This is a genomic window from Actinoplanes sp. NPDC089786 (assembly GCF_040684855.1).
Lineage (GTDB): Bacteria > Actinomycetota > Actinomycetes > Mycobacteriales > Micromonosporaceae > Actinoplanes.
The window spans coordinates 149,031-174,088 of record NZ_JBFBGU010000013.1 but is presented as its reverse complement, the minus strand read 5'-3'; the positions used below and the strand labels follow the sequence as shown (position 1 = coordinate 174,088).

General features: G+C 73.2%; 16 protein-coding genes. 13 read left to right on the top strand and 3 right to left on the bottom strand.

Features of this window, described 5'->3' with window-relative positions:
- Positions 1 to 51 precede the first annotated feature (51 nt).
- Positions 52 to 2,514, bottom strand: coding sequence for a hypothetical protein (locus AB0O15_RS30605; protein WP_364325340.1), 2,463 nt, complete (start codon positions 2,512 to 2,514; stop codon positions 52 to 54).
- A 172-nt stretch (positions 2,515 to 2,686) separates the two neighbouring features.
- Here AB0O15_RS30605 and hisI point away from each other — a divergent pair, with 172 nt between their 5' ends.
- From hisI to AB0O15_RS30590, 3 genes are read left to right on the top strand one after another with little or no spacing between them, the layout of a single operon-like run.
- A complete protein-coding gene (gene hisI, locus AB0O15_RS30600; RefSeq protein ID WP_364325338.1) occupies positions 2,687 to 3,064 on the top strand; it encodes a phosphoribosyl-AMP cyclohydrolase in 378 nt (125 codons plus the stop codon).
- On the top strand, positions 3,061 to 4,584 hold the full coding sequence (locus tag AB0O15_RS30595; protein ID WP_364325335.1) for an anthranilate synthase component I: 1,524 nt from the start codon (positions 3,061 to 3,063) through the stop codon (positions 4,582 to 4,584). Before hisI ends, AB0O15_RS30595 begins: the two co-directional genes overlap by 4 nt.
- Complete coding sequence (locus AB0O15_RS30590) at positions 4,581 to 5,279, top strand: Trp biosynthesis-associated membrane protein (RefSeq protein WP_364325332.1); 699 nt, start codon at positions 4,581 to 4,583, stop codon at positions 5,277 to 5,279. The genes AB0O15_RS30595 and AB0O15_RS30590 overlap by 4 nt, the downstream gene beginning before the upstream one ends.
- Before the next feature lie 155 nt (positions 5,280 to 5,434).
- On the opposite strand, the gene AB0O15_RS30585 is transcribed toward AB0O15_RS30590, so the two are convergent.
- The gene (locus AB0O15_RS30585) at positions 5,435 to 5,767 is read right to left on the bottom strand and encodes a hypothetical protein (RefSeq protein ID WP_364325329.1); all 333 of its coding nucleotides are present in this window, start codon (positions 5,765 to 5,767) and stop codon (positions 5,435 to 5,437) included.
- A gap of 402 nt (positions 5,768 to 6,169) precedes the next feature.
- On the opposite strand from AB0O15_RS30585, the gene trpC reads away from it, so the two are divergent.
- Genes trpC through AB0O15_RS30560 form a run of 5 tightly spaced genes read left to right on the top strand, consistent with a single transcriptional unit; the run spans position 6,170 to position 11,354 of the window.
- Entirely contained in the window at positions 6,170 to 6,973 is an 804-nt protein-coding gene (gene trpC / locus AB0O15_RS30580) for an indole-3-glycerol phosphate synthase TrpC (protein ID WP_364325553.1), read from the top strand.
- The gene (trpB, locus tag AB0O15_RS30575; protein ID WP_364325326.1) at positions 6,970 to 8,205 is read left to right on the top strand and encodes a tryptophan synthase subunit beta; all 1,236 of its coding nucleotides are present in this window, start codon (positions 6,970 to 6,972) and stop codon (positions 8,203 to 8,205) included. Before trpC ends, trpB begins: the two co-directional genes overlap by 4 nt.
- Entirely contained in the window at positions 8,202 to 9,002 is an 801-nt protein-coding gene (trpA, locus tag AB0O15_RS30570) for a tryptophan synthase subunit alpha (protein WP_364325323.1), read from the top strand. Before trpB ends, trpA begins: the two co-directional genes overlap by 4 nt.
- Before the next feature lie 38 nt (positions 9,003 to 9,040).
- The gene (gene lgt / locus AB0O15_RS30565; protein ID WP_364325320.1) at positions 9,041 to 10,126 is read left to right on the top strand and encodes a prolipoprotein diacylglyceryl transferase; all 1,086 of its coding nucleotides are present in this window, start codon (positions 9,041 to 9,043) and stop codon (positions 10,124 to 10,126) included.
- A gap of 46 nt (positions 10,127 to 10,172) precedes the next feature.
- Positions 10,173 to 11,354, top strand: coding sequence for an NAD(P)/FAD-dependent oxidoreductase (locus AB0O15_RS30560; protein ID WP_364325317.1), 1,182 nt, complete (start codon positions 10,173 to 10,175; stop codon positions 11,352 to 11,354).
- A 77-nt stretch (positions 11,355 to 11,431) separates the two neighbouring features.
- On the opposite strand, the gene AB0O15_RS30555 is transcribed toward AB0O15_RS30560, so the two are convergent.
- The gene (locus AB0O15_RS30555; RefSeq protein ID WP_364325314.1) at positions 11,432 to 12,289 is read right to left on the bottom strand and encodes a GNAT family N-acetyltransferase; all 858 of its coding nucleotides are present in this window, start codon (positions 12,287 to 12,289) and stop codon (positions 11,432 to 11,434) included.
- A 149-nt stretch (positions 12,290 to 12,438) separates the two neighbouring features.
- Here AB0O15_RS30555 and gltB point away from each other — a divergent pair, with 149 nt between their 5' ends.
- From gltB to AB0O15_RS30530, 5 genes are all read left to right on the top strand, one after another.
- A complete protein-coding gene (gene gltB, locus AB0O15_RS30550; RefSeq protein ID WP_364325311.1) occupies positions 12,439 to 17,019 on the top strand; it encodes a glutamate synthase large subunit in 4,581 nt (1,526 codons plus the stop codon).
- Positions 17,012 to 18,490, top strand: a complete 1,479-nt coding sequence (locus AB0O15_RS30545) for a glutamate synthase subunit beta (protein WP_364325308.1) — start codon at positions 17,012 to 17,014, stop codon at positions 18,488 to 18,490. Before gltB ends, AB0O15_RS30545 begins: the two co-directional genes overlap by 8 nt.
- A 57-nt stretch (positions 18,491 to 18,547) precedes the next feature.
- A complete protein-coding gene (locus AB0O15_RS30540; RefSeq protein WP_364325305.1) occupies positions 18,548 to 22,531 on the top strand; it encodes a WD40 repeat domain-containing protein in 3,984 nt (1,327 codons plus the stop codon).
- A gap of 91 nt (positions 22,532 to 22,622) precedes the next feature.
- On the top strand, positions 22,623 to 24,059 hold the full coding sequence (gene pyk / locus AB0O15_RS30535; protein ID WP_364325302.1) for a pyruvate kinase: 1,437 nt from the start codon (positions 22,623 to 22,625) through the stop codon (positions 24,057 to 24,059).
- Between the two features lie 2 nt (positions 24,060 to 24,061).
- A complete protein-coding gene (locus AB0O15_RS30530; protein ID WP_364325299.1) occupies positions 24,062 to 24,940 on the top strand; it encodes an acyl-CoA thioesterase II in 879 nt (292 codons plus the stop codon).
- Positions 24,941 to 25,058: the final 118 nt, after the last annotated feature.

Below are 25,058 nucleotides of genomic sequence, written 5' to 3'. Positions count from 1 at the left end.
CGCCTCCTCTGGGCGGCTCTTCTTATGCGGCTCTTTCTCTCCGGCTCTTCCCTAGAGGGCGAGGATCCGGTCGAGGAACTCGCGGTAGCCGCGCATGGCCATCCGCATGCTCTCGGTGTCCGGTGTGGTCCGGCCGTCCAGCGGGTCGAGCTCGTCGCGCTCGGCCAGCAGGGCCTCGGTCAGCTCGTTGACCGCCTCGGTCAGCAGGTCGTGCGCCCGGGTCAGCGCGGTCACCGGGTCGTCCACGAAGTCGCCCTTGACCTGGTGCCACTGCTTGCGGAAATGCGCGATGGCCTCCTCGTCCCAGAACGAGATCTGCCCCATCGTCACGTCACCCGGCCGCAGCGGCCCGCCCGAGGTGGGCGCGTCAGCGGGTCGCCCCGCCCGCGGAAGGTCGTCGGCATCCTCGAGACTGGCCGACCGCCGCGGCGTCGGCGGCACCGGGACAGGCTGCCTGGCCAGCGACGGAATTCCGGACGTCGGCACGGTCGCCCACCCGGTGGGCCGGCCGTTGCTGCCGTTGGCGCTGCCGTTCTGCCGGGCGACCTCGTCCTCCCAGGCCTCATCCTCGGCCGCGGCGCGACGGCGCCCGCCACCCGGGGTTGTCGTGTCACCGAGCCCGGCGGCGCCGGCCTGCTGAGCCTCAGTGGATGCGCCACGGGGTTCGGCTGCGTTGCCCGACGTGGTGCCTGCGCCGGCCGACGGGGTGCCCAGCGGGTCGGCTTTGCCACTTGGGTCGGCCACGCTTCGCGGGTCGGTCGTGTTACGGGGGTCGGCCGTGCCGCGGGCGTCGGCCGTGCCGCCCGATGTCGCGTTGCGCGAGTCGCCCACGCCGCGGGGCTCGCCTGCGCTGCCGCCGCCGAATGTCGTGCCGCGCGAATCGCCTGCGTGGGGGTCGCCGGCAATGCTCCGGGTCGCGCCGCGTGAATCGCCCGGCCCACCCGGGTCAGCCACGCCACCCAGCGTCGCGCCGCGCGAGTCGCCTTCCCTGTCCGGCGCCACGCCAAGCGGGTCGGAAGTGTTCCGCGCGTCACGCGCTCCGGCTCCGTTGCGCGAGTCACCCCCGCTGCGGGAGTCGGTCGAGCTGCCAAGCGCCACGCCGCGCGAGTTGGTCGCCGCACGGGGGTCGGCCACGCCACCCAGCGTCGCGCCGCGCGGGTCGGCGGCACCACCCGGCGTCGCGCCGCGCGGGTCGGACGCGCTGTTCGGAGTCGCGCCGCGCGGGTCGGATGCGTTGAGCGCGCCGCCGCGAGAGTCGTTGGACCCGCCGAGCGCCGCCCCGCGCGAATCGCCGGCGCCGCGCCCGTCGGTCACGCCGCCCAGGGTGGCAGCGCGTGGGTCGGTTCCGCGAAGGTCCGCCTCGCGCGGGTCGTTGCCGCGCGTGTCAGTGATGCTGCCGAGAGCAGCGCCGCGGGGCGAGTCCGGCCCGCCGCCCAGGGAGATCACCCGAGGCCCATCCTCGTCGTCCATGTCAGACTTTTCCGAAATGCCGGACCGGCCGTTGTCGGGCGAAGAAAGTGAGGAGTTCGTCGCCGGCAATGCGATCCCAGGCCGCGCGTTCGGCGGCGAGCCGGGCGACTCCGGCGCGAGCGGAGACGCCGGCGTCAACTGATGGGCGGCGGAGGACTGCTGGCCCGCAGGCTGCTGACCCGCCGACGGCGACTGACCGGTGGACGACTGCCCAGCCCCCGAAGACCCCTGCGGGCCTTGCGGCGAAAACATCGACGGAGAGCCCGACGAAGGCTGCGGGCCTGACAGCGGCTGCGGCGCCAGCGGCGACTGGGCCCCCGGCAGCGGCTGCGGCAGCAACGGCGACTGGCCCCCCGGCAGCGGCTGTGGCACCAACGGCGACTGGCCGCCCGACGGCGGCTGCGGTGCCAGCGGCGACTGAGAACCCGACGCCGGCTGCAGGCCCGGCGATGGCTGAGCCAGCGGCGAGGGCACACCCGACGGCGGCTGGGAGGCCTGCGGCGTGGCCTGGGACGACGGCGACTGCGGCGTGAACGGGGCCGCGGGCGCGAACGGCGACGCCGGCGTGAACGGAGTGGACGGCTGGGCGAACGGCGGCGTCGGGGTGCCGAACGCCGGCCGCGGCGCCGGCTGGGGCATCGGGGCCTGGCCGCCCGTGGTCCCGTTCGGGATCGGGGCGCCGCCGTGCCGCGGGGTCTCGCCGTTCTGCTGTGCCCGATCCGCGTCCACCGGCGGAAAACCTCCCTGGTTGCCGTTCCACTGCCGACCGGCTTCGAAGTCGCCGCGCCGGGTGCCGAGCGCCACCATCTGGGGCTCGCCGTGCTGGGCCTTGGCGGCGTTGCCGGCCAGCTGGGCGGCGGCCGCGGCCTGGGTGGAGCCCGAGTGCGAGGGCATCGAGCCCGGCGGGTTCTCGATCACCGTGTCGTCCTGCGCGTCCTCATCGGACGTGCGCTGCCCGGGCGCGGCGGAGCCGTGTGAGCCTGGCCAGAAGCGTGCCAGGCCGCGAGACTGCCGGGCGTGGTCGGGGCTGGACGTCGGCTCCATCGGTCAAAGACTCCCGTCGAAAGGCAGCATGCACCCCTGCGGAGGTGCGACGCACCGGACGACCGTACCGCCCTCGCCCGCCGGACACACCCCTGGTGCGGCCTCCGTGACCGGATCGTGGGTTGTCCACAGCCCCCGCCGACCGGAGAGAAGACTGCGCAACAATGTGCGGGTGGCAGCACCCGACTCGAACACCCGGCTTGATCCTTCCATCGCGTCCCGGCTCCGGCGTAACGACGACGGGCTCGTCGCGGCGATCGTGCGTGAGCACGGCAGCGGCGACGTGCTGATGCTCGCGTGGATGGATGACGAGGCGCTCCACCGCACGCTGACCACGGGACTGGCCACGTACTGGTCGCGGAGCCGTAAGGAGTACTGGGTGAAGGGCGCCACGTCCGGCCACTTCCAGCACGTCAAGGGGGTCGCGCTCGACTGTGACGGCGACGCCCTGCTGGTCACCGTCGAGCAGGACGGCGCGGCCTGTCACACCGGGTCGCACACCTGCTTCTTCGACGACCTGCCGGTGACCGCGCCGGGGGTGGACGCATGACCAGCGGCGCGGTGGCCCCGAGCGAGGACGAGTTCGTCGCGCTCCGGCGGCGTGTGGTGCCGATCACACGGCGGTTGCTGGCCGACGGCGAGACGCCCATCGGGGTCTACACGAAGCTGGCCGGCGGCCCCGGCACCTTCCTGCTGGAGTCGGCCGAGCAGGGTGCGGCGTGGTCGCGTTATTCATTCGTCGGGGTGCGCAGCGCCGCCACGCTGACGGCGAAGGACGGACAGGCGCATTGGCTGGGCGTGCCGCCGGATGGCGTACCCCGGACGGGTGATCCGGTGACCGCCCTGCGTGAGACGGTCGCGGCGCTGGCCGGCCCGGCCGAGCCGGCGGTGGCCGGGCTTCCGCCGCTGACCGGCGGCATGGTGGGTTATCTGAGCTATGACCTGGTACGCCGCTTCGAGCGGCTGCCGGCCACCGCGATCGACGACGTGCCGGTGCCCGAGCTCGGCATGATGCTCGCCACCGACCTGGTGGTGCTCGACCACTTCGACGGCTCGGCCGTGCTGGTGGCCAACGCGGTGCTCCCGGCCGACGCCGACGACCGGGCCCGCCGCGCCGCCTACCACCAGGCGGTCGGCCGGCTCGACGCGATGACCACGGCGCTGTCCCGGCCCACCCCGCCGATGATCTCCACGGTGGAGCGACGGGCGCCCGGCGAGGTCCGTAGCCGTACCGCGCCCGGCGACTACCAGAAGGCGGTCGAGCAGGCCAAGGAGGCGATCCGGGCCGGCGAGTGCTTCCAGATCGTGGTCGGCCAGCGCTTCGAGCGGGTCACCGACGCCGACCCGCTCGACGTCTACCGCGTGCTCCGGGCGACCAACCCGAGCCCGTACATGTATCTCCTGCGCTTCGACGACTTCGACATCGTCGGCTCGTCGCCCGAGGCCCACCTCAAGGTCAGCGCCGAGTCCGGCGGGGTGCGGCGCGCGCTGCTCCACCCGATCGCCGGCACCCGCTGGCGGGGCGCGACCCCCGAGCAGGACAACGCGCTGGCCGCCGAGCTGCTGGCCGACCCGAAGGAACGCGCCGAGCACGTGATGCTGGTCGACCTGGGCCGCAACGACCTGGGCCGGGTCTGCCGGGCGGGCACGGTCGAGGTGCCCGACTTCGCGCGGATCGAGCGCTACAGCCACGTCATGCACATCGTGTCGACGGTGGTCGGCGAGCTGCGGGCCGACCGGACGGCGTTCGACGCGCTGGCCGCGACGTTCCCGGCGGGCACGCTGTCCGGCGCGCCCAAGGTCCGGGCGATGGAGATCATCGAGGAGCTCGAGCCGGTCCGCCGCGGCCTGTACGGCGGCACGGTCGGCTACTTCGGCTTCGGCGGCGACATGGACATGGCCATCGCGATCCGCACCGCCCTGATGCGCGCGGGCGTCGCCTACGTGGGCGCGGGCGCCGGCATCGTCGCCGACTCCGACCCCGAGTCCGAGGAGCAGGAGACCCGCAACAAGGCGGCCGCCGTCCTGGCCGCGATCGCCGCCGCCGAGACCCTCCGCGCCGCCCGATGACCGAGCCCGCCGCCTCCGCCGAGCCGACCGCGAGCGAGCCGCCGGCGACGCCCGACAACGAGGCGCGGGACGACCAGGCGCGGGACGACGAGGCGCGGGACAAAGAGGCGGGGAGCGGCGGGCGGGGGCTGGCGGCCGCGGTGCTGGGCTGCGTGGCCGGCGCCGGGCTGGCGATCTTCGCGGCGACCCGGGTGTGGGCGGTGGCCGTGACCGAGCGGCCCGGCCTGCCCGAGCTGCGCGAGCAGACGACCGGCGCGGCGGCTCAGGGCTGGATCATCGCGCTCGCCGTGGTCGCGCTGGGCGGCGCCGGCGCGCTGCTGGCGACCCGCGGCGGGCTGCGGCGTGGGCTGGGCGTCCTGCTGATGCCGGTCGGGGCCGGCCTGGCGGTCGCCGCGATCGCCGCCCGCTCGGGCCTCGACGTGGGCGCGGCGGGCGCGGGCTCGATCGTCTGGCCCGCGGTCTGCGTGATCGGATCCGCGCTGATCGTGCTGGGCGGCCTGGGCGCGGCGCGGCGCGGTCATCGATGGCCGGCCATGGGTTCCAGGTACGAGCGCGGCACGGCGCCGTCCCCGCTCGCCCAGCCGGGCGGTCCGTCCGAGCCGTCTGCCGCCGCCGGTCTGAAGCCGGACGTCACCGCCACGGACACCCGCGCCGCCTGGGACGCCTTGGACCGCGGCGACGACCCGACCGCCTGACGTCGTCCACCGGCACGCGTAGCCGGCCGAATCGTGAGGGCCGCGAGGCCGGCGAAAGGGCCGGCCGGGGCCGCGCGGGCGGCGAAAGGGCCGGCCGGTGCCGCGCGGGCGGCGAGAGGGCCCGCCAGGGTCGCGAGGGCGGCGCGGGACCGGGTCTAGCGGCGGGCGCCGGTCGTGAGGCGGCGGGAAGCGCGGCGCCGCCGGGCCGGCTGGGCCGGGCCCTCGGACTCGGCCGCCGCCGAGGTGGCGGTGGCGGCGAGGATGGCGCGGACCATGGCGTCCATCTCGGCGCGGGCCCGGGCGCGGGCCCGGTCCTCGCACAGGGCGTCCCAGGCGTTGCTCTGGGCGGTGCGCAGTTTCGCGTCGCCGACCATCGCGCGCTCGACGCTAAGGACGAGGTCGGCGGCCGCGGCGACGACGGCTCGGGAGAGGGAGGCGATGCCCGAAGGCGGTGCGCCCAACGGCTGGGTGCCGGCTGCGGTGGCCATGGTCAACTCCGAAACTCGATCTACGCGGGCCGGGCGTGGCGTCTGACCAGGGAGGATCCGGCCGGTTCGCCACGGGCAAGTGTGCCCGACAGAAATGATGGCCGAGTCGTATTTCCGATCCGTGAAGCCACCGTCAACTCGATGGGGGGTCAGCCGATCATCCGAAGGTGTCCAGCTCGGCGCGGGGTGCCGACGGGACGTTTGTGACAGACGTGACATGCGCCCGGCGGCGCATTATGCCGCAGGCCAGGATGTAAGCCACGCCATACCCCGGGGGCTTGCCGTCGTCCCCGGACGCCTAGCATCGGGCCGAGGACACCCGGAGAGGGGAGTCATTACGTGACATCCGATCAGGCCGGGGCGGGGGGCGGACCCGCCGAGCGTGAGACGGGACCGGCGAACGTGCTCGAGGAGATCCTGGCGGGGGTCCGCGAGGACGTGGCCGTCCGGCAGGAGCAGATCCCGCTGGAGCAGATCCGGGAGCTCGCCGCCAAGGCGCCCCCGGCCATCGACGCCTACGCGGCCCTGCGTAAGCCCGGCGTCGCCGTGATCGCCGAGGTGAAGCGGGCGTCGCCGTCGAAGGGCGCGCTCGCCGACATCCCCGATCCGGCCGAGCTGGCCGGTGAGTACGCGGCCGGCGGCGCGCGCTGCATCAGCGTGCTGACCGAGGGCCGCTGGTTCGGCGGGTCGCTGGACGACCTGGCCGCGGTGCGAGCCGCGGTCGATGTGCCGGTGCTCCGCAAGGACTTCGTGGTCTCCAGCTACCAGATCCACGAGGCCCGGGCGCACGGCGCCGACCTGGTGCTGCTGATCGTGGCCGCGCTCGAGCAGAACGTGCTGACCGGTCTGCTGGAGCGGATCGAGTCGCTGGGCATGACCGCGCTCGTCGAGGTGCACAACGAGGACGAGGCCGACCGTGCCCTGGAGGCCGGCGCGCAGGTGATCGGGGTCAATGCCCGCGACCTGCGCACGCTCGAGGTGGACCGGTCGGTGTTCGAGCGGATCGCCCCGGGTCTGCCGGGCAAGGTGGTCAAGATCGCCGAGTCGGGGGTACGCGGACCGCACGACCTGATCCGCTATGCCTCGGCGGGTGCTGACGCCGTACTCGTGGGTGAGGGTCTGGTCACCAAGAAGAGCCCGCGTGACGCCGTGGCCGAGCTGGTCAACGCCGGCAACCACCCGGCGACGCCGCGGCCCGTGCGATGAGCGCGCCGACCCGGGTAAAGGGACATTTCGGCAAGTTCGGCGGCCGCTTCGTACCCGAGGCCCTGGTCCGTGCTCTTGACGAGCTCGAGGCGGCTTATCGGGAGGCCCGGCAGGACCCGGCGTTCAACCAGAGGTTCGCCGATCTGCTGACCGGCTACGCGGGCACGCCGTCGCTGCTGTACCCGGCCGAGCGGCTCTCGGCCAAGCTCGGGGCGACGATCCTGCTGAAGCGCGAAGACCTGAACCACACCGGCGCGCACAAGGTCCGCAACGTGCTCGGCCAGGCACTGCTGGCCCAGCGGATGGGCAAGCCCCGGGTGATCGCCGAGACCGGGGCCGGCCAGCACGGCGTGGCCAGCGCGACCGCGGCCGCCCTGCTCGACCTCGAGTGCGTGGTCTACATGGGCGAGGTGGACACCGAGCGGCAGGCGCTGAACGTGGCGCGGATGCGGATGCTGGGCGCGACGGTCGTACCCGTCACCACCGGGTCGCGCACCCTGAAGGACGCGCTCAACGACGCCCTCCGCGACTGGGTCGCGAGCGTCGACACCACCCACTACCTGCTGGGCACCGCGGCCGGGCCGCACCCGTTCCCGGAGATCGTGCGCGACTTCGTGAGCGGCATCGGCACCGAGGCCCGGGCGCAGGTGCTGGCACAGACCGGCGCGCTGCCGGACGCGGTCGCGGCCTGTGTCGGCGGCGGCTCCAACGCGATCGGCATCTTCCACGCCTTCGTGCCCGACGAGAACGTCCGGCTGTACGGCTTCGAGGCCGGCGGCGACGGCGTGGAGACCGGCCGGCACGCCGCGTCGATCACCGGTGGCTCGTCGGGGGTGCTGCACGGCGCCCGCACCTACGTGCTCCAGGACGACGACGGCCAGACGGTCGACTCGCACTCGATCTCGGCCGGCCTCGACTACCCGGGTGTCGGCCCGGAACACGCCTGGCTGCACGACACCGGCCGGGCCACCTACGAGCCGGTCACCGACGCCGAGGCGATGGCCGCGTTCCAGCTGCTCTGCCGGACCGAGGGGATCATCCCGGCGATCGAGAGCGCACACGCGCTGGCCGGCGCCGCCCGCATCGCCCCGCGACTGCGGGCCGAGCTGGGCCGCGAGCCGGTGATCGTGGTGAACCTGTCCGGCCGTGGCGACAAGGACGTGCACACGGCCGGCGCGTACTTCGGGATCCTGAACGAGCGCGAAGAAATCGTGATGGGGGAGCAGGAGTGAGCATCGCCGACGTCTTCGGCAAGGCGAAGGCGGAGAACCGCTCGGTGCTCATCGGCTGCATGCCGGCCGGTTTTCCCACGGTCGACCACAGCATCACGTCGATGCTGGCCATGGCCGACGCGGGCTGCGACGTGATCGAGGTCGAGCTGCCGTACTCCGACCCGGTGATGGACGGCCCGGTGATCCAGAAGGCCAGCGACATCGCGCTGGCCGCCGGCGTACGCACCCGCGACACGCTGCGGATCATCGAGGCGGTCGCGTCCCGCGGGGTGCCGGTGGTGCTGATGACCTACTGGAACCCGATCGAGAAGTACGGCGTCGACGCCTTCGCCCGCGACCTGGCCGCGGCCGGCGCCACCGGCATGATCACGCCGGACCTGATCCCGGACGAGGCGGCCGAGTGGATCGCCGCCTCGGACGCCCACCGGATCGACCGGACCTTCCTGGTCTCGCCGTCGTCGACCGACGAGCGGATCGCGATGACCGTCGGGCAGTGCCGCGGTTTCGTCTACGCCACCGCGCTGATGGGTGTCACCGGCGCCCGCACCGCGGTGTCGCGGCAGGCGCCCGATCTGGTGGCCCGGGTCCGGCACGTCGACCCGGACATGGCGGTCGGTGTCGGGCTGGGTGTCGGCAACGGTGTGCAGGCCGCCGAGGTGGCCGCGTTCGCCGACGGCGTGATCGTGGGGAGCGCGCTGATCCGTTGCGTTCTCGACGCGCCCGACGCGGCCGAGGGGGAACGCAAGTTGCGTGCGCTGAGCGCGGAACTCGCGGAGGGTGTCCGGAACCGCCCCTGACGCTCGTTCCGTGACCATGCGACGGTACCGTGTCCGCCGTGGAGAACTTCGCCGCCATCCCCAGCCCTGAAACGTCCGTCTGGCACCTGCTCGGGCTGCCGATCCGGGCGTACGCGCTCTGCATCGTGCTCGGCATCGTCGCCGCCGTGCTGGTGATGGAGTCCCGGCTCCGCAAGCGTGGTGTCGCGCCGTGGGCCTCACTCGACATGGCGGTCTGGGCGGTGCCGGCCGGCATCATCGGCGCCCGCCTCTACCACGTCATCACCTCGCCCGGTGACTACTTCGGCGCCGGTGGCGACCCGGTCCGCGCCCTCTACATCTGGGAGGGCGGCCTCGGTGTCTGGGGCGCGATCGCCGGTGGCGCGGTCGGCGCCTGGCTGGCCGCCCGGCAGCTGGGCATCCCGCTGAGGGTCTTCCTCGACGCGGCGGCGCCCGGTCTGCCGATCGCGCAGGCCATCGGCCGGGTCGGCAACTGGTTCAACAACGAGCTGTACGGCGGCGTCACCACGCTGCCGTGGGGCCTGCGCGTGCACGACATGGACCGCGCCAACCCCGGCCACGCCACGGTGATCGACGGTAAGGCGGTCACCCTGCCCGAGCTCTACCACCCGACGTTCCTCTATGAGGCGCTGTGGTGCCTGGGCGTGGCGGCGCTGGTGTTCCTGCTCGACCGGAAGTTCCAGTTCGGCCGTGGGCGCGCTTTCGCGGTGTACGTGATGGGGTACACGGTGGGCCGGCTCTGGATCGAGATGATGCGTACGGACGAGGCGACGCACTTCTTCGGCGTACGCCTGAACATCTTCACCTCGATCATCGTCTTCCTCGGCGGGCTGGCCTTCTTCCTCCTGGCCAAGGGCCCGCGCGAGTACCTGGTGCCGGTCGACGCGCCGGAGACCGCGCCCGAGCCGGCCGCCGAGAGCGGGGTGTCGCAGGTGGACGTGTCCGACGCCGCCGACGCCCAGCCGCGCGCGCCTAAGGCGTACCAGGTTGTCAGCGAGGACCGATTCGACGAGTATCAACGAACCGGAATCCTGCCGCCCACGGTCACCACCGTGGCGGAACCGGCCGGCGCGGACGGCGAGACCCCCGCGGCGTCGTCCGCGGGAAAGTCCGACGAGAGCTGACCAGGCCGGCCCGGAAGGCTCGGGCGTACGAGCACAGGAGGCGACCGTGCGCACTGCCGTCGTGGTGGGTGCGGGCATGGCCGGCCTGGCCGCGTCGGGCGCCCTGGCCCGGGCCGGCTGGCGGGTCACCCTCCTGGAACGCGGCGAGCGGGTGGCCGCCTCGCCGACCGCGCTCGTGCTGTGGCCCAACGGCCTGCGCGCGCTGAGCGCGCTCGACCCCGACGGCGGCTGGTCGGCCATCGCCGCGCCGCTGCCCGACGGCGGTGTCCGGCGCCCCGACGGCCAGTGGCTGGTGTCGCCCCGGCCCCGGACCGCCTCCGGCTACGGCCCCGCCGTGGCCCATCTCGAAGACCTGTACGACGCGCTGGTGGCCGGCCTCGGCGGCGACGTGGAGATCCGCACCGGCGTGGCAATCTCGGTGGTCCGCTGCGGCCCCGGCCGCCGGCCCGCCGTGGGCGACGGCCGCACCGAGTACGAGGCCGACCTGATCGTGGCCGCGGACGGCATCGACAGCGCGGTCCGCCGGGCGCTGGCTCCCGAGGCGGCCGCGGTCGGTTCCGGCTTCGCCGCCTGGCAGGCCGTGATCCCGGCGTTCCGGGCGCCCGACCTGACCGGCGACGGCGGTGAGACGCTCGGCGCCGGCTACCGCTTCGTGGCGATCCCGCTGGGCGAGCGCGCGGCCGGCCGGGGCGGCGTCTACTGGGTGGCGACCGCGGCCGGCGCGGCCCGCCCGGAATCGCCGGCCACCCAGCTGGCCCTGCTGCGGCGGTGGTTCGCCGGGTGGCACGCGCCGGTCGGTGAGCTGCTGGCGGCGACCCGCCCGGAGGATCTGGTGCCGCAGGAGGTGCGCGAGCTGCGTCCGCTGCCCCGGGCGTACGGGTTCCCGTCCGGCCCCGGCGGTGTGGTGCTGCTGGGCGACGCCGCCCACGCGATGCCGCACCACCTGGGTCAGGGCGCGTGCCTGGCCTTCGAGGACGCCGCCACGTTGCGCTCGCTGGTGGCCGGCGCGGCGCCGGGACCGGAGCTGACCGCGGCGGTCGAGGCGTACAGCCGGGCCCGCCGCCCCCGCACGAACAGCGTGGTGCGGCAGACCCGCCGGATGTCCGCGGTGGTGCAGGCGCGCGGCCGCCTCGCGCTGCGCGCCCGGGACGCCGCCCTCAACTCGCTGCGCCCGCGCCTGCTCGGCCACTCCCACGGCCCGGCGGCCGACTGGGTCCCGCCCGAGTAGAACCCCGTGTCGTCACTCAGGTCAGTGGTAGCTCAGGACGGTATCCGCGGCCCGAACACCGTCCTGGCCGGCCACTGTCAGAGGGGCGCCGGGGCGGGCTCGGCGATGCAGGCCGTGCCGACGCGGCGGAAGCCGACCTTGGAGTAGAGGCGGGCCACGTCGTCGTCGCCGGCCGAGAGGAAGACCAGGTCGACGCCGTTCTCCAGGGCGTGCCGGGCCAGGCTGGCGGTGAGCTGGGAGGCGAAGCCACGGCGGCGGGCGGCCGGCAGGGTGGCCACGCCGGCGATCTCGGCCACGTCGCCGACCCGCTGACACATCCCGCTGGCCAGGATGCCGTCGGCCGGCGACTCGACCACCGCGCCGGTGAAGCGCCCGCCGGCGTGGCGCCCGCGCTGTTCCTCGACCGCGTCCTCGCCGAGCGGCGGCAGCGCGTCGCGCTCGCGGGGCCCGGCCGGGGCGGCCGTCGTGGTCGGCGCCGTGCCGTGCGCCGCGCCGAAGCCGAGGTTGGCCACCGCCCGGCTGGCGCTCAGGTCGGCGCCGAAGCCGGGCCCGGCCGGGTCGAGGAAGCGGATCTTCGCCCCGGGCAGCGGCAGGTCGGGGACCAGGGCCGCCCGCTCCAGCACCATGAGCGGGGCGAGCAACACCGCAAGACCGGCCGAGCGGGCCACGGCGAGCAGGTCAGGCGTGGTTTCGTGGACCCATTCGAAGCTCTCCGGCGCGCCCAGCTCTCGTTGCCGGCGGCGGACGGCAGTAATATCGGCGGCGGACGGCGTTTCTGCCCCCAACCGGGGCCGGGCGTAATAGGGCCAGCCGGTGCTGCCCCGACGCACGAACAGCACGAAACCCCCGATGTCCTCCGCGACCGCGGCGTCACGGGGCACGGCGTCGTAGAAGCGTTCGAGCCGGACGAAGACGTCAGAGTCAGGTAGCGCCACCGCGCGAGACTATCCAACCACCAGGTGTCACGAGACTACCCGCAGCCTGCGGTGTTGTGTGATTCATCCACACCTGGCGGAGATCCTCGGTCCCTAACGTAGTATCGAGAGACTTTGCAGGGCCGACGTCGTCCCGACCTTGAATTGAAATGAGTGAGACGACTGGAGGCCCGGTGGCTCTTCCGCACCCCCAGGGGCTTTACGACCCGCAGCAGGAGCGTGATGCGTGCGGCGTGGCCTTCGTGGCCGACCTGCATGGACGCCGTTCCCACGAGGTGGTTGCCCAGGGCTTGTCGGCGTTGATCCGCCTCGACCACCGCGGCGCCCGCGGCGCCGAGTACAACACCGGCGACGGCGCCGGCATCATGATCCAGGTGCCCGACGGGCTCTATCGCGAGATCGTCGACGCCGAGCTGCCGCCGGCCGGGTCGTACGCGACGGGTCTGGCCTTCCTGCCGTCCGACTCCGGCGCGCGGGCCCGGGCGATCAAGATCTTCGAGAAGTACGCCCTGGTCGAGGGGGGCGAGGTGCTGGCCTGGCGTGACCTGCCGGTGCGTCCGGACGGTCTCGGGGCCACGGCCGAGGAGGCCCGGCCGTACATCATGCAGGTCTTCCTGGCCGCCCACCGGCTCACCGACTCGCCCGACGGCCGGTCCGGCGACCCGCTGAGCGGGCTCGACCTCGACCGCGTGGCGTACTGCATCCGCAAGCAGGCCGAGCGGGAGACCACCCAGCGTGGCATCGCCGCCTACTTCCCGTCGCTGTCGTCGCGGACCATCACGTACAAGGGCATGCTGACGCCCGACCAGCTTCCGGAGTTCTTCGCCGACCTGACCGACCCGCGGTCCGAGAGCGCGATCGCCCTGGTCCACTCCCGGTTCTCGACGAACACGTTCCCGTCCTGGCCGCTGGCTCATCCGTACCGCTTCATCGCGCACAACGGTGAGATCAACACGATCCGCGGCAACCGCAACTGGATGCAGGCGCGCGAGGCCCTGCTGCGGTCGACCGTGCTGCCGGGCAACATCAAGCGGCTGTTCCCGATCGTCACCCCCGAGGCGTCCGACTCGGCCGGCTTCGACGAGGTGCTCGAGCTGCTCCACCTGGCCGGGCGCAGCCTGCCGCACGCCGTGCTGATGATGATCCCCGAGGCGTGGGAGAACGACCCGGCGATGGCGCCGGACCGCAAGGCGTTCTACCGCTTCCACTCCAGCCTGATGGAGCCGTGGGACGGCCCGGCCAGCGTGGCGTTCACCGACGGCACGATCATCGGGGCCGTGCTCGACCGCAACGGGCTGCGGCCCGGCCGCTGGTGGCACACCCGGGACGGCCTGGTGGTGCTCGGCTCCGAGGCCGGCGTGCTCGACCTCGACCCGGCCACGGTGGTGGCCAAGGGCCGGTTGCAGCCCGGCAAGATGTTCCTGGTCGACACCGGGGCCGGGCGCATCGTGCACGACGACGAGATCAAGGCCGGCCTGGCCGCGGCCCAGCCGTACGACGAGTGGCTGCACGCCGGCCTGATCCGGCTCGAGGATCTGCCGCCACGTGAGCACGTGATCTACACCCACGACTCGGTCACCCGCCGCCAGCAGGTGTTCGGCTACACCGAGGAGGAGCTGAAGATCCTGGTGGCGCCGATGGCCCGGCTCGGCGCCGAGCCGCTCGGTTCGATGGGTACGGACACCCCGATCTCGCCGCTGTCCCAGCGCCCGCGGCTGCTGTTCGACTACTTCCACCAGATGTTCGCCCAGGTCACCAACCCGCCGCTCGACGCGATCCGCGAAGAGATGGTGACCAGCCTGGGCATGACCATCGGGCCCGAGGGCAACCTGCTGGCCCCCGGGCCGGCGAGCTGCCGGCAGATCGCCATGCCGTACCCGATCATCGACAACGACGAGCTGGCCAAGCTGCTGTCCATCGATGAAGACGGCGACCTGCCCGGGTTCAAGGCGGTCCGGGTGTCCGGGCTGTACCCGCTGCGTGAGGGCGGGGCCGGCATCAAGGCGCGGCTGACCCAGATCTGCCGCCATGTGTCGGAGGCGATCGAGGACGGCGTACGCATCCTCGTGCTCTCCGACCGCGACGCCAACGCCGGCCTGGCGCCGATCCCGTCGCTGCTGCTGACCGCGGCCGTGCATCAACACCTGGTCCGCGAGCAGACCCGCACCCAGGTGGCGCTGGTCGTCGAGTCGGGCGACTGCCGCGAGGTGCACCACGCGGCGGTGCTGATCGGCTACGGCGCCGCGGCGGTGAACCCCTACCTGGCCTTCGAGACGGTGGACGACCTGATCGCCACCGGGCCGCTGGCCGGGATGGACTCGCGCAAGGCGGTCCGCAACTACGTGAAGGCGCTCGGCAAGGGCGTCCTCAAGATCATGTCCAAGATGGGCATCTCGACCGTGTCGTCGTACTGCGGCGCCCAGGTCTTCGAGGCCGTCGGCCTGGACAACAAGCTGCTCCAGCGCTATTTCGCCGGCACGTCGGGGCGGATCGGCGGCTCGGGGCTGGCCGAGATCCACGCCGAGGTCAAGGCGCGGCACGACAAGGCGTACCCGAAGAACCCGGCCGAGCGCACCCACCGCCGCCTCGAGGTCGGCGGCGAATACCAGTGGCGGCGCGAGGGCGAGGTGCACCTCTTCAACCCCGAGACGGTGTTCCTGCTCCAGCACGCGACCCGGTCCAAGCAGTACGACGTCTTCCGCCGGTACACCGAGAAGGTGGACGGGCTGGCCGCCGAGGCCGGGTCGCTCCGCGGGCTGTTCCGGTTCCGGCCGGCCCAGAAGATCAGCATCGACGAGGTCGAGCCGGCCAGCGAGATCGTCAAGCGGTTCGCCACCGGCGCGATGAGCTACGGCTCGATCTCGGCCGAGTCGCACGAGACCCTGGCCATCGCGATGAACCGGCTGGGCGGCAAGTCCAACACCGGCGAGGGCGGCGAGGACGTCGAGCGGCTGTACGACCCGGAGCGGCGCTCCAGCGTCAAGCAGATCGCGTCCGGCCGCTTCGGCGTGACCAGTGAATACCTGGTCAACGCCGACGACCTGCAGATCAAGATGGCGCAGGGCGCGAAGCCGGGCGAGGGCGGCCAGCTGCCGGGCAACAAGGTGTGGCCGTGGATCGCCAAGACCCGGCACGCCACCCCGGGCGTCGGCCTGATCTCGCCGCCGCCCCACCACGACATCTACTCGATCGAAGACCTGGCCCAGCTGGTGCACGACCTGAAGATGGTCAACCCGGCGGCGCGGGTGCACGTGAAGCTGGTCTCCGAGATCGGCGTCGGCACCGTCGCCGCCGGCGTGGCCAAGCTCAAGGCCGACGTCATCCTGATCTCCGGGCACGACGGCGGCACCGGCGCGTCCCCGCTCAACTCGCTCAAGCACGCCGGCACGCCGTGGGAGCTGGGCCTGGCCGAGGCCCAGCAGACGCTGCTGCTCAACAAGCTCCGCGACCGGGTCACCGTGCAGGTCGACGGGCAGCTCAAGACCGGCCGTGACGTGGTGGTGGCCGCGCTGCTCGGGGCCGAGGAGTTCGGCTTCGCGACCGCGCCGCTGATCGTCAGCGGCTGCATCATGATGCGCGTCTGCCATCTGGACACCTGCCCGGTCGGGATCGCCACCCAGAACCCGGTGCTGCGCGAGCGGTTCACCGGCAAGCCCGAGTTCGTCGAGAACTTCTTCATGTTCATCGCCGAGGAGGTCCGCGAATACCTGGCCGAGCTGGGCTTCCGCTCGATCGACGAGGCGATCGGACAGGCCGGGATGCTCGACGTGGTGCCCGCGGTCAACCACTGGAAGGCCGGCGGCCTCGACCTGTCGCCGATCCTGCACGTGCCCGACCTGCCGCCCGGCGCGGCCCGGCGCGGCATCGTCCCGCAGGACCACGGCCTCGAGAAGGCGCTGGACAACAAGCTCATCGAGCTGGCCCGGCCGGCCCTGACCGAGGGCACCGAGGTCCGCGCCGAGCTCGACGTCCGCAACGACCACCGCAGTGTCGGCGCGATGCTCGGCGGCGAGGTCACCAAGCGGTACGGCGGCACCGGCCTGCCCGACGACACCATCCACCTCACCCTGCGCGGCACCGGTGGCCAGTCGTTCGGCGCGTTCCTGCCGCGCGGCGTGACGCTGCGGCTGATCGGCGACACCAACGACTACGTCGCCAAGGGCCTGTCCGGCGGCCGGGTCGTGGTGCGGCCGGACGAGCAGGCGCCGTTCCTGCGCGAGGCCGAGAAGCACATCATCGCCGGCAACACGATCCTGTACGGCGCGACCGCGGGCGAGCTGTTCCTGCGCGGCCGGGCCGGCGAGCGGTTCGCGGTGCGCAACTCCGGCGCCAGCGCGGTCGTCGAGGGCGTCGGCGACCACGGCTGCGAATACATGACCGGCGGCACCGTGGTGGTGCTCGGCTCGACCGGGCGCAACTTCGCGGCCGGGATGAGCGGCGGCACCGCGTTCGTGCTCGGTCTCGACCCCGACCGGGTCAACCCCGAGCTGGTCGACCTGACCCCTCTCACCGAGGAGGAGCAGGAGACCGTGCACACGCTGGTGCGCAAGCACCACGAGGAGACCCAGTCCGAGGTGGCCGCGCGGCTGCTGGCCGACTGGCCGGCCGCGGTGCGCGAGTTCACCGCGGTGGTGCCGCGCGACTACAAGCGCGTGATGGAGCTGATCAAGACCGCCGAGGCCGCCGGTCGCAACGTCGACGAGGCGGTCATGGGGGTTAGAAGTGCCTGATCCGATGGGATTTTTGCGGTACGAGCGCCAGCTCCCGAAGCGCCGGCCGGTGCCGGTCCGCATCCAGGACTGGCGCGAGGTCTACCCGCCGGCCGGCGAGGAGCTGATCCGCGACCAGGCCACCCGGTGCATGGACTGCGGCGTACCGTTCTGCCACGACGGCTGCCCGCTCGGCAACCGGATCCCGGACTGGAACGACCTGGTCCGCACCGGGGCGTGGCAGGCGGCGGCCGAGTCGCTGCACGCCACCAACAACTTCCCGGAGTTCACCGGCCGGCTCTGCCCCGCGCCCTGCGAGGAGGCGTGCGTCCTGGGCATCGGCGACGACCCGGTGACCATCAAGCAGGTCGAGGTGGAGATCGCCAACCACGCCTTCGACCTCGGGTACGTCCGCCCGCAGCCCGCCCCGGCCGCGTCCGGCAAGCGGGTCGCCGTGGTCGGCTCCGGCCCGGCCGGCCTGGCCGCGGCCCAGCAGCTGGCCCGGGCCGGACACGCGGTCACGGTCTACGAGCGGGACGACCGGATCGGCGGCCTGCTCCGCTACGGCATCCCCGACTTCAAGATCGAGAAGGTGCACATCGACCGCCGGATGGCCCAGATGGAGGCCGAGGGCGTCGAGTTCCGCACCTCGATCGACGTCGGCGCCGACGTGACGGCCGACGACCTCAAGGACCGGTACGACGCCGTGCTGCTCGCCTGCGGCGCCCTGGCCGGCCGGGACGCGTCGGACACGCCGGGGCGCGCGCTCAACGGCGTACATCTGGCCATGAATCATCTCGTGCCGGCCAACCGGGTCGCCGCCGGCCTGCAGGAGAGCACGCCGATCGACGCGCGGGGCAAGCACGTCGTGATCATCGGCGGCGGCGACACCGGCGCCGACTGCCTGGGCGTCGCCCACCGGCAGGGCGCGGCGTCGGTGACCCAGCTTGACCAGTACCCGTTGCCACCGCAGGTCCGGGCCGGCGAGCTGCACCCGTGGCCGACCTGGCCGACCATCCTGCGCAACTACCCCGCGCACGAGGAGGGCGGCGACCGGGTGTTCGGCGTCGCCGTGCAGGAGTTCGTCGACGACGGCGAGGGCAACGTCCGGGCGATCCGGGTGGCCGACGTGGTCGTCGAGCGCGTCGACGGCCGCCGCACGGTCACCGTCGTGCCGGGTTCGGAGCGCGAGTTGCGCGCCGATCTGGTCCTTCTCGCGATCGGGTTCGAGGGTACGGAGGAGCAGCCGCTCCTGGCCCAGTTCGGCGTGACCCGCACCGCCCGCGGCATCGTCGACGCCCGCCCGGACTGGCAGACCGATGTGGACGGCGTGTTCGTGGCCGGCGACATGCACCGGGGTGCCTCGCTGATCGTCTGGGCGATCGCCGAGGGCCGGGCCGCCGCCGCCGCGATCCACAACTACCTCGGCGCGTTCGGCGAGCTGCCCGCTCCCGTCCACCCTGGATCATTGCCGCTCACCGCCGTTCGATGACACCATGGGCGACGCCCGGTGCGTCGCCTGTGGGGTGAGCCTTTGATCGATCACACGGTGCCCGTCGCGCGTGCCCGTGACGGGGTGCGCGCCTGGGTCCGATCCGCGGGTTCCGGGCTGCGCCGGGCGTCGCCGTACGGCATCGTTGCGTTCCTCGCCGCCGCCGCGGTGGCGCCGGTCGCGGGCGCGGCGCTGGGCGCGTCCAACGAGATGAGCGCGGCCCTGTCCCAGCTCGGCGGCATGGGCAGCAACTATCTGTCCGACGCGCTCGCCGGCACGGCCGACCGGCTGCGCAACGACGCGTCCGCCGACGAGTTCCGCGAGGCGCTCGCCGTCGACCTGGTGGCCCGGCTCGACGCGGGGGACACCGGCCTGCGTGACGAGATCGCCTCGGTGCTGCAGGCGATCGACGCGGTCGAGGTGGCGTTGCGGGCCGCCGACGACGGGGTGCGCAGCGAGCTGATCGCGGCGTTCGGCTCGCTCGGCGCGGATGTGGGCCGCCTCCACCTGCTGGCCTCGGACGCCGCGGACGCGCTGGCCCGGATCGGCGTCGAGCAGCGGCAGCAGACCGAGTTGCTGCGGCAGAGCCTGGTCGCGGCCCACCAGATCATGCAGGAAGTACGCGGTCGGCGGCCGATCCCGAACAAGGCCCTCTCGCGGGGCGAAGACCCGGGCGGTCCCGCCCCCTATCCGGGCATGGCCAGCTTCGACGCGCTCGACGCCCGCTACTTCCGCGGCCGCGAGACGCTGGTCGCCTCGCTGCTGGGCCGGCTGAGCGAGCAGGCCGTCGGCGGCCCGCCGCTGGTGGTGGTCGGCGTCTCCGGCGCGGGCAAGTCGTCGCTGATCCGGGCCGGCGTGCTGCCCGCGATGACGATGGACCTGCCCTGGGTGATCATGACGCCGGGCGCGTCCCCGCGGGCCGAGCTGACCGGCCGCCTGGCCGCGCTGGGCGAGGACCGCAAGGTCGTCTTCGTCGACCAGTTCGAGGAGCTGTTCACCCAGTGCGCCGACCCGGCCGAGCGGCTCGCGTTCGCCGAGGCCCTCGCCGATCTCGCGCCCGACCTGCTGATCATCACGGTGCGCGCCGACTTCTATCCACAATGCACCGAACTGCCGCCGCTGGCCGGCATGCTCGCCATCGGGCAGGTGGTGGCCGGGCCGCTGAGCGAGGTGGATCTGCGGCGCGCCATCCGCGAACCGGCCGCCATCGCCGGCTATCACCTCGAGCCCGGCCTCGAGGACCTGCTGCTCGCCGACCTCGGCGCGATCGATCGTGGCGGCGCGCTGCCGCTGCTCGCGCATGCTCTGCGGGCCACCTGGGACCGCCGCGAGGGCGACACCATGACGGTGGCCGGTTACCGTGCCACCGGCGGGATCCGGCGCGCCGTGGCCGAGTCGGCCGAGGAGATCTACCTCGGACTGGACGAGGCCGGCCGGGCGGCGCTGCGCCGGGCCGTGCTCAGCCTGGTGACCATTGTGGACGACCTCCCGGTCCGCCGCCGCGCCGCCCGCGCCGAGACCGATCTGGACGTGCTCCGGCCGATGATCGAGGCGCGCCTGGTGACCACCGGCGAGGACACCGTCGAGGTCAGCCACGAGGCGTTGCTGACCGGCTGGCCGCGGCTGGCCGGGTGGCTGGTCGACGAGCGCGAGACCATCCTGCTGCGGCAGCGCCTCGCCCTGGCCACCCAGGACTGGCTGGCCGCGGGCGAGGATCAGGACTCGGTCTACCGTGGCGCCCGCCTCGACGCCGCCCGTGAGTGGGCGACCGGCCGCGGCGACGTGCCCGAGGCGCAGCGGCGTTTCCTCGCGGCCGGCACGTCCGCGGCCCGCCGCACCACCAACCGCCTCCGCCGGCTGGTCGCCGGTCTCGCCGTTCTCCTGCTGCTCGCCGTGGCCGGTGGCGTGGCCGCCCTGGTGACCCGCAACACCGCCGAGCGGAACCGGCTCGAGGCGCTGTCCCGCCAGCTCGCCGCGGAGGCGCGCACGGCCATCTCGCTCAACGACTTCGAGGCCAGGACGAAGGCGGTGAACGGCTGGGACGCCGCGCACACCTCCGAGGCGCACACCGCTCTGATCTCCACCCAGCAGACGGTGACCCTGGGCCACCTCGGCACCCGGGACGGCGCCTACCGCATCGCGGTCAGCCCGGACGGCAGCCGGGTGGCGGTCGGCTACTACGACGGGCGGCTCCAGCTCTGGGACGCCCGTACGCTCCGCCAGGTCGGCGGCGACTTCCGAGTCCCGGGCACGGAGACCGTCCTGGTCTCGCTGAAGTTCTCGCCCGACGGCCGCTACCTGGCGTCGTCGTCGCTGTCGCTGCCCGGCGGGGTGGCCCTGTGGGACGGCGTGACGGGCCGGCAGCTGCGCACGCTGAACGCCTTCGGCGGCGTCGCCTGGCTCCCCGGTGACGGCGGGCTGCTCGCGGTCCGGTCCGAGGGCGAGCCGGTCGGCCGGCTGCTCGCCACCTGGGATCCGGCCACCGGCCGGGTCGCCGGTACGACCCCGGTCGGCCTGGCGGGCGTCCTGGCCATGGCCGTGAGCCGCGACGGCCGCCATGTCGCCCTGTCCGGGCCCCAGCGGGTGGTGGTGGTGCGGCGGGCCGACGCCCGGACGCTGCTCACCCTGACCGACCAGACCTACTTCGATGTGGCGTTCGCGCCGGACGGCACCCTGATCACTTCCGGCCTGAAGTCGCTGGAGCTGGTCACCTGGGACCCCGTCACCGGACGCCGCCTCGGCCGGATCAGCGACCCGGACAATCCGCTCGGCGGCGGGCAACTCGCTGTCACACCGGACGGCACGGTGCTCGCCCAGGGCGGCGAGGAGAACGAGATCCAGCGGCTCAAGTCGGACGGCGGCGGCCCGCGGCCGGAGATGAGCGAGTTCCGCGGCACGGCCACCTCGATGGCCCTCTCGGCCGACGGGCACCTGCTCGCCGCGGCCGGCCTCGGCGCCCCGCCCATGCTGTTCCGGCTCGACGTCGACCGGCTGCCGCACCCGCAGCTCGTCGGCTACGTCGCCTTCGAACCGGGCGGGACCCGCATGGCCAGCGGTTCCAGCGACCCGCGGATCCGCGTCTGGGACACCGCCACCAGCAACATCGTCTCGACGATCGAGCTGACCGGCCACGACGGCGGACCGATCGGTCTGGCCTGGGGCGCCGGCGGCGTCATCGTCGCGACCCTGTCCGACGGCCGCATCCTGGCCTTCGACGCGGACGGCAAGCTCCGGCACACCTTCCGGGCCGGCCCCCGGCGGATCGCCAGCAGCCCGGCCGTCTCGCCGGACGGGACGCTGCTGGCCGTCAGCATCGACGGCGACGGCGCCGACCGGGCGGCCGACAAGTCGAGCTACGTGCGCGAACGCCGCCGCGAGCCCAAGGTGATCGTCTGGGATCTCCGCACCGGCGCCCGGGTCGCCGGGGTCGACGCGACCGATCATCTGATCATGCGGCTGGCCTTCACCCCGGACGGCCGCCGGCTGCTGGGCACCGGCAATTCCAGTGCCACCGCCAGGGCCGACGACGGGAACCAGACCGGCGCCGTGTTCCAGTGGCAGGTCGACGGCATGCGCCTGGTGGCGAGCCGCTCGCTGCCGTTCGCCGAAGCGGCCGGCGACGGCGCGTTCAGCCCGGACGGCAGCAGGTACGCGGTCGCCACCCGGGCCGGGCACGCGGCCGTGTTCCGCACCGCCGGCCTGGAACCGGACGGATCCATCGGGCGGCACGACTTCGAGGCCGACCATGTCGCCTGGTCGCCGGACGGCCGGATCCTCGCCACCTCCAGCAACGAGGAGGGCGACCCGATCCGGCTCTGGGACGCCGCCACCGGCGACCCGATCGCGGCCGCCCGCGCCCAGGGCAACACGATCCAGGACCTGGAGTTCTCCCCGGACGGCCGGACCCTGGCGGCCGCCTCCGGCGACTGGACCGTCGCCCTCTTCCACCTCGACCCCGATGACGCTGTGCGACGGCTGTGTGCCGTCATCCGGCCGGTCGCCGAGGCCGAAGCGAGGAACCTGCCCCGGCTGTGCCGATGACAACCCGGCCAGGGCGCTAAGCTCTTAGCCGTTTGAGCACCCCTGGGACCGGGGGTCGGTCCGCGGGCCGACCCGGAGGAGAAATAGCCTGATGGCTGTGTCACGCCGAGTAAAGATCGTCTGCACCATGGGTCCGGCCACCGCGTCCCCCGAGCGCATCCGCGGGCTCGTCGAGGCCGGCATGGACGTGGCCCGGCTGAACTTCAGCCACGGCAGCCACGATGATCACAAGCACGTCTACGACCTCGTCCGCGAGGCCGCCGCCGAGTCGGGCCGCGCCGTCGCGGTGCTGGCCGACCTGCAGGGCCCGAAGATCCGGCTCGGCCGTTTCGCCGCCGGACCGCACGAGTGGCGTACCGGCGACGTCGTCACCATCACCAGCGACGACATCCAGGGCACCCCCGACCGGGTCTCCTGCACCTACACGCGGCTGCCGCAGGAGGTCAAGGTCGGCGACCGCCTGCTGATCGACGACGGCAAGGTCGCCGTCGAGGTCTCCGCGGTCGAGGGCAACGACATCGTCTGCCTGGTCGTCGAGGGCGGCCCGGTCTCCAACAACAAGGGCGTCTCGCTGCCCAACGTCGCGGTCAGCGTGCCGGCGATGAGCGACAAGGACGAGGAAGACCTGCGCTTCGCGCTGCGCATGGGCTGCGACGTGATCGCGCTGTCGTTCGTCCGCTCGCCCGACGACATCAAGCTGGTCCACCAGATCATGAGCGAGGAGGGCGTCACCCGCCCGGTCATCGCCAAGGTCGAGAAGCCCGAGGCGGTCGACCACCTCGAGGCGATCGTGCTGGCCTTCGACGGCGTCATGGTGGCCCGTGGCGACCTCGGCGTCGAGCTGCCGCTCGACCAGGTGCCGCTGGTGCAGAAGCGCGCCGTGCAGCTCTGCCGCGAGAACGCCAAGCCGGTCATCGTGGCGACCCAGATGCTCGACTCGATGATCGAGAACAGCCGCCCGACCCGGGCCGAGGCCTCCGACGTGGCCAACGCGGTGCTCGACGGCACCGACGCGGTGATGCTCTCCGGCGAGACCAGCGTCGGCAAGTACCCGGTGCTCACGGTCAGCACGATGGCCCGCATCGTCACCACGACCGAGAGCGGCCCGATCGGGGTGCCGCGGCTCCAGCACGACCCGCGTACCCATGGTGGCGCCCTGACCGTCGCCGCCTCGCAGATCGCCCGCAACATCGGCGCGAAGGCGCTGGTCGCCTTCTCGCAGACCGGCGACACCGTCCGGCGGCTGTCCCGGCTGCACTGCGAGCTCCCGTTGTACGCCTTCACCCCGATCGCCGAGGTGCGCGACCAGCTCGCCCTGACCTGGGGTGTCGAGACCTTCCTGACCGACTTCGTCCAGCACACCGACGACATGTTCCGTCAGGTCGACGCCAAGATGCTGGGCCTCGGCCTGGCCAAGCCGGGCGAATACGTGGTCGTCGTGGCCGGCAGCCCGCCGAACGCCCCCGGCTCGACCAACACGCTCCGGGTGCACCAACTGGGTTCGCTGGCCGATCCCAGTAGCGTGTGAACATGCCACTCCAGGGCCAGGCCGCCGTCGATCAGCTTCTGCAACTGCTCGACCTGAAGCAGATCGACGCGGCCACCTTCACCGGCGAGAGCCCGCAGACCGGGGCGCAGCGCGTCTTCGGCGGGCAGGTCGCCGGCCAGGCCCTGGTCGCCGCGGGCCGCACGGTGCCGTCCGAGCGGACGGTGCACAGCCTGCACGGCTACTTCGTGCGGCCCGGCGACCCGACGGTGCCGATCGACTTCCACGTCGAGACGATCCGCGACGGCCGGTCGTTCTCGGTGCGGCGCTCGACGGCCCAGCAGAACGGCCGGACGATCTTCTTCATGTCGGCGTCGTTCCAGGTCCACGAGGAGGGCCTGGACCACCCGTCGACACCGCCGGCCGACGTGCCCGGGCCCGCCGAGGTGCCCACGATGCACGACTGGGTGAAGCGTTACCCCGAGCGCGCGGGCGCCTTCAACGCGGCCCCCCAGGCGATCGACCTGCGCTACGTCGGCGTGCCCGGCTGGGTCCCGCCGGGCGACCGCGAGGTCAACGCCGAGCAGCGCGTGTGGATGCGCATCAACGGCACGCTGCCGGACGACCCGCTGATCCACGCCTGCGCCCTGACCTACGCCTCCGACCTGTCCCTGCTCGACGCGGTCCTGTCGACGCACGGCGAGGTGTGGGGGCCGGGCGGCGTGATCGGCGCCAGCCTCGACCACGCGCTGTGGTTCCACCGGCCGTACCGCGCCGACGAGTGGTTCCTCTACGACTGCACCAGCCCGTCGGCCAGCGGCGCCCGCGGCCTGGCCAGCGGGAAGCTGTTCACGGAATCCGGCGTTCACATCGCCAGCGCCGTCCAGGAGGGTTTGCTCCGCCGCGTCGGCGCGAGCAAATAGTTCCTCCCGCCCAAAATCAAGATCAAGATCGTTTTGTCGCACCTGGGTGGGTGGTTCTGACCGTCGCTCCCGCCGAGGCCGGGCGTGCGACTCCAAGGCCGTGACCGGCCAGAACAGA

Bases quoted from the DNA above. Each gene is read 5' to 3' on its own strand.
- AB0O15_RS30605 (WP_364325340.1), bottom strand. From the start codon at position 2,514: ATGGAGCCGACGTCCAGCCCCGACCACGCCCGGCAGTCTCGCGGCCTG.
- AB0O15_RS30530 (WP_364325299.1), top strand. From the start codon at position 24,062: ATGCCACTCCAGGGCCAGGCCGCCGTCGATCAGCTTCTGCAACTGCTC.
- AB0O15_RS30590 (WP_364325332.1), top strand. From the start codon at position 4,581: ATGACCGAGCCCGCCGCCTCCGCCGAGCCGACCGCGAGCGAGCCGCCG.
- gltB (WP_364325311.1), top strand. From the start codon at position 12,439: ATGAGTGAGACGACTGGAGGCCCGGTGGCTCTTCCGCACCCCCAGGGG.
- AB0O15_RS30595 (WP_364325335.1), top strand. From the start codon at position 3,061: ATGACCAGCGGCGCGGTGGCCCCGAGCGAGGACGAGTTCGTCGCGCTC.
- pyk (WP_364325302.1), top strand. From the start codon at position 22,623: ATGGCTGTGTCACGCCGAGTAAAGATCGTCTGCACCATGGGTCCGGCC.
- AB0O15_RS30585 (WP_364325329.1), bottom strand. From the start codon at position 5,767: ATGGCCACCGCAGCCGGCACCCAGCCGTTGGGCGCACCGCCTTCGGGC.
- trpB (WP_364325326.1), top strand. From the start codon at position 6,970: ATGAGCGCGCCGACCCGGGTAAAGGGACATTTCGGCAAGTTCGGCGGC.